Below are 4232 nucleotides of genomic sequence, written 5' to 3'. Positions count from 1 at the left end.
GTCGAGCTCGTCGCCGTCATACCGCTGGCCTTCGTGCTGGCGTTGGCCGTCGCGCAGTTCCTCGCGGTCGGTGGGGCCCGCGATCTCGCGGGCGCGGCGGCGACCGCCGGAGCAGCCGCACTCCTGCAGGGCGGAGACCCGGTCCGCGAGGCGCGTGCCGCCCTGCCGGCGTGGTCGCGGTCGGAGGTGCGGGTGCTGGTCGAGGGGCGGCGGGTCTCGGTGCGCCTGCGTCCGCGGTCCGTCAGTGGCGCGCTATCGGAGCTGCTCACGGTGACCGCACGCGCGGATGCGGGCCCGCGCCCGTCGTCTGCGCGTGGGCGCGGCGGGCGGTCGTGATGCGCGTCGGTCCCCGGATCGGCGTGCTGACGGGCGCGGGGCGCGGCCTGCCCGCCGCGGTGGCGCTCGCGAAGGGACTGGCGCGCGGGAGGCGATGTTCCACGGCGACTGTTCTGGTGCGAGGTGACGTCACGTGGCCCTCCGGACCTCTCGCGCCCGGACGGCCCGGAGCACGACGCCTCGCGGCGTCGGCGGCGGAGACCGGGGTTCCGGCCGTTGCGGCCGGACGGCTCGTCGTCGGCGTGATCGATGACGACACGATCGTGGCGAGCGCGCAGATCCAGCGGGTTGCGCAGCTCGCCGGCACCGCTCCGCTCGTGGTGGCGACCGAGCGGCCCCGGGACGCGGACGTCGACGCCGTGCTCGCGTTCGCCGACGCGCTGGTCGTGGTCGTGCCGCAGGACGCGACGCCGGCCCTCGTGGCGCTGGCCTGCGACGGCGAGCCGCGCCCGACACGGGTGGTGCGGACCGACATCACGGCCACGGTCGGGACACTCGCGCTCTCGGGGGTGCCCGTGCTTCCGGCGCTGCGACGCCTCGGCGCCGAGTTGGCGACGGAAGCATGAGCGGTCCTGGCCGTGGCGACAGCGGACAGGCGCTGCTTGCCGTGCTCGGCGCCCTGCTGCTCGCCGTCCTGCTGGCGTACGCGGCGGGCGCCCTGGCGTGGAGCCGCAGCGGGGACGCCGACCGCCAGCGAGCCGTCGACCTCGCCGCCCTCGCGGCTGCCCGCTCGATGGCCGAGGACCATCCCGACGTCGTGATCCCGTACGGCGATGTCGCAGACGGATCGCCGCTGCCTCCGGACTCCCTGACCCGTGACGCATACCTCACCCGCGCACGGGCTGCCGCCCGTCGGACCGCGAGCCGCAACGGGGTGGGCACGGTGCGCGTCTCCTTCCCCGATGCGGCGGGGGATCTCCTGCCCCTGCGGGTGCGGGTCGAGACCGGAACCGCGCGCGGCCGCGGCGATCGTCTCGCCGAGGCCGAGGCCCTTCCACCATCGGCGGTGCTCGCCACGGGTCCGGCCGCCGCCGGGCAGTACCGGGGTCCCCTGGAGCACCGTGACGGCAAACCGATGCGGCCCGACGTCGCCCGTGCGTACGACCGGATGGCGCGCGCCGCCCGCGCGGACGGCGTCGGCCTGCTCGTGGTCTCGGGCTTCCGGAGCGACGCCGAGCAGGCGGTCCTCTTCGCCCGCAACCCCGACCCGAAGTGGGTCGCACCGCCGGGGCACAGCCTGCACCGGCTCGGCACCGAACTGGATCTGGGACCGCGCGCCGCCTACGGCTGGCTCTCGCGCAACGCGCGGCGCTTCGGGTTCGTCCAGCGGTACTCCTGGGAACCGTGGCACTACGGCTTCACCCGCGGCGCCGGGACTGCCTCCGTCGGCTACGGAGGACGCGCGGGCGCCCCGCCGGCGCGTGCCGCGGCGGGCGCGACCGCCCAGAGCGCCGACGGCATGGCCGGGACCACCTTGCCGACCTGGGTGCCCGTCCGGTACCGACCGGCCATCATCGCCGCGGCCCAGCGCTTCAACGTCGGGGCCGTCCTGCTCGCCGCCCAGCTCCGGGTGGAGAGCGGGTTCGATCCCAACGCCCGCTCCCCGGCCGGCGCGCAGGGCATCGCCCAGTTCATGCCCGCGACGGCGAGGGAGTACGGCCTGCGAGATCCGTTCGACGCCGAGGCGTCCATCCACGCGCAGGCCCGGCTCATGCGCACGCTGCTGGCGACGTTCGGGGCGGTGCCGATGGCCCTTGCCGCCTACAACGCGGGACCTGGCGCCGTGCAGCGCTGCCGGTGTGCGGGCCCCTTCGCGGAGACACGGAGGTACGTAGCGACGATCCTGTCGCTGGTCCTGGGCACGGGGGACGTGGCCGGGCTCGCCGCGGCCCAGCTCGAGGTGCGTCTCGTGCGCTGACTCGGACGAGCGGGCGGGAGCGCACCTGCGATCCTGCCGCCGATGCCCGGGTCCGCGTTCAACGTCTGCGCCTGCACCATCGCCGCCTGGCCGATGTACGCGTCAGCCGGCGTCGTCGCACGCAGCTTCGCCGCGGAGCACCCGGAGGTCCCGTTCGTGACCCTGATCGCCGACACCCGGCGCGAAGACGAGCCGGAGGTGGGGCCGGGCGAGCGCATCTTCGTGAGCGACCTCGGACGCCCGGATCTCGTCGGTCGGGCGTTCCGGGCTGATCAGCAGGAGTTCTCCTACGCGGTCACCGCGGCCCTCATCGAGCACCTGCTCGACCGCGGACACGACGCGGTCCTGTTCTACAAGCAGGAAAGCCTGATCTGCGGTCCCCAGGACACCCTGATCGAGCGGCTGCGCCGCGACGACATCGTCCTCACCCCGCATCTCCTGGGCCCGCTCCCGGGTCACGACGGACCGGCGCGGGAGCAGAACATCCTGCTGTCGGGCGTGCACAACCTCGGGTTCCTCGGGGTCGCGAACCGCGACGAAGGCCGCCGCTTCCTAGGGTGGTGGGACGCGCGGCTCGACGAGCACTGCCGCCGGGTCGTCCAGGACGGCATGCACTTCGAACAGCGGTGGGTCGATCTGGTGCCTTCGCTGTTCGACCACGTCGGCATCGTCCGAGACCCTGCGTTCAACGTCGGGCACTGGAACATCACGGAACGTGCGGTGACCGCGTCCCCCGACGGGAGCGACATCCGTGTCGGCTCCCGGCGATGCTCCCTGATCCGCTTCAGCGGGTACGACGTCGACCGTCCCGATCGCATGACGCGGTACGCGGAGCGGGTCACGCCGCGCGACATCGGATCCGCGGCGTCCGCGCTCGACCGGTACCGACGGGCCTTGCTGGCGGCAGGGTGGACCCGCAGCCAGGGAATGGACTACGGGTACGCGCGCTGGCACGACGGGGTCGAGATCCCCGACTGCGCGCGGGCGGCCTACCGCGACCTCCCGTCCGCGGACCGCACGAGCCTCGGTGACCCGTTCGCCGTCGGCCCCGGCACCTTCCGCGACTGGCTCGCCACGCCGGTCGACGAGGTGCGGCCTCCGATCACCCGTCTGCACCGCAGCCTGTACGAGCGCAGACCCGACCTGCGCGAGGCCTTCCCCGACCTGCTGGGCGTCTCGAGATCCCGCTTCCTCACCTGGGTGCGATCCAACCGCGAGGACTCCGGCCTGCCGGTCGAGCTCGAGCCGGTGGGGGAGGCGGGCCTGGCACTCGTCACCGTGAGCAGCGCCGAGCGGCTGCCCCAGGTGGCGGCGCTCGCCCGCTCCCTACGGCGCCATCATCCCGACCTGGTCGTCCACGTCGCGACCCTCGACGGCGCCACGACCCCTGAGCCGAGCGAGCCCGGCGTCACCCTCCTCGCGGATCTCGCCCGCGACGATCCTGAACTGGCCGCGCTGCGCGTCTCCCTGCGCCCGATGGAGCTCGCCGCGCGCACGAAGCCGGCCGCGATCCGGGCGATGCTGGACGCCGGTCACGACCGCGTGCTCTACCTCGACGCCGACACCTACGTGCTCGACACCCTCACGCCGCTGCTCGAGGCGGGCCGCCGGCACAGCGTCGTGCTCACCCCGCACCGCGTCGCGCCGCCGCCCAAGCACGAGGCCATCACCCACGAGCTCGAGCTGCTGCGCGCCGGCACGCTGAACGCGGGGCTCGTCGCGGTCCGAGCCGACCCGACGGGCCTGCGCTTCCTGGAGTGGTGGTCCGACCGCATGCGCCACGCCGCCGGTTTCGACCCGGACGGCGGCGTCTACCACGACCAGCGTTGGCTGGACCTCGCGCCGACCCTGTTCCCGGACGTCCACGTGTTCCGCGACCCGCGGTTCAACGTCGCCTACTGGAACCTCGAGGAGCGGGCCACGGGTGCGTGGCACCTCTTCCACTTCAGCGGGATCGAGCCGCAGCGCCCCGACCGGC

At 74.3% G+C, this 4232-nt stretch carries 2 protein-coding genes and 2 pseudogenes; all 4 read left to right on the top strand.

From position 1 onward, the window contains the following. A pseudogene (locus tag ABYE80_RS17700) lies at positions 1-336 on the top strand (hypothetical protein); the annotation flags it as partial. Positions 337-578: 242 nt separating this feature from the next. Beyond that, positions 579-902 carry a hypothetical protein gene (locus tag ABYE80_RS17695; protein ID WP_372791628.1) on the top strand — a complete coding sequence of 108 codons (324 nt, stop codon included), beginning with the start codon at positions 579-581 and terminating at the stop codon, positions 900-902. Further along, the gene (locus tag ABYE80_RS17690; protein ID WP_372791627.1) at positions 899-2254 is read left to right on the top strand and encodes a transglycosylase SLT domain-containing protein; all 1356 of its coding nucleotides are present in this window, start codon (positions 899-901) and stop codon (positions 2252-2254) included. Before ABYE80_RS17695 ends, ABYE80_RS17690 begins: the two co-directional genes overlap by 4 nt. Before the next feature lie 42 nt (positions 2255-2296). Beyond that, positions 2297-4232 (top strand): annotated as a pseudogene (locus ABYE80_RS17685) (hypothetical protein); the annotation flags it as partial.

Origin of the sequence: Paraconexibacter sp. (assembly GCF_041602235.1) — a bacterium.
GTDB lineage: Bacteria > Actinomycetota > Thermoleophilia > Solirubrobacterales > Solirubrobacteraceae > Paraconexibacter.
Note: the sequence above shows the minus strand (reverse complement) of the source record. Positions and strands in the feature narration are given on the sequence as shown.

Coding starts and splice junctions, on each gene's coding strand:
- ABYE80_RS17690 (WP_372791627.1), top strand. CDS start 899: ATGAGCGGTCCTGGCCGTGGCGACAGCGGACAGGCGCTGCTTGCCGTG.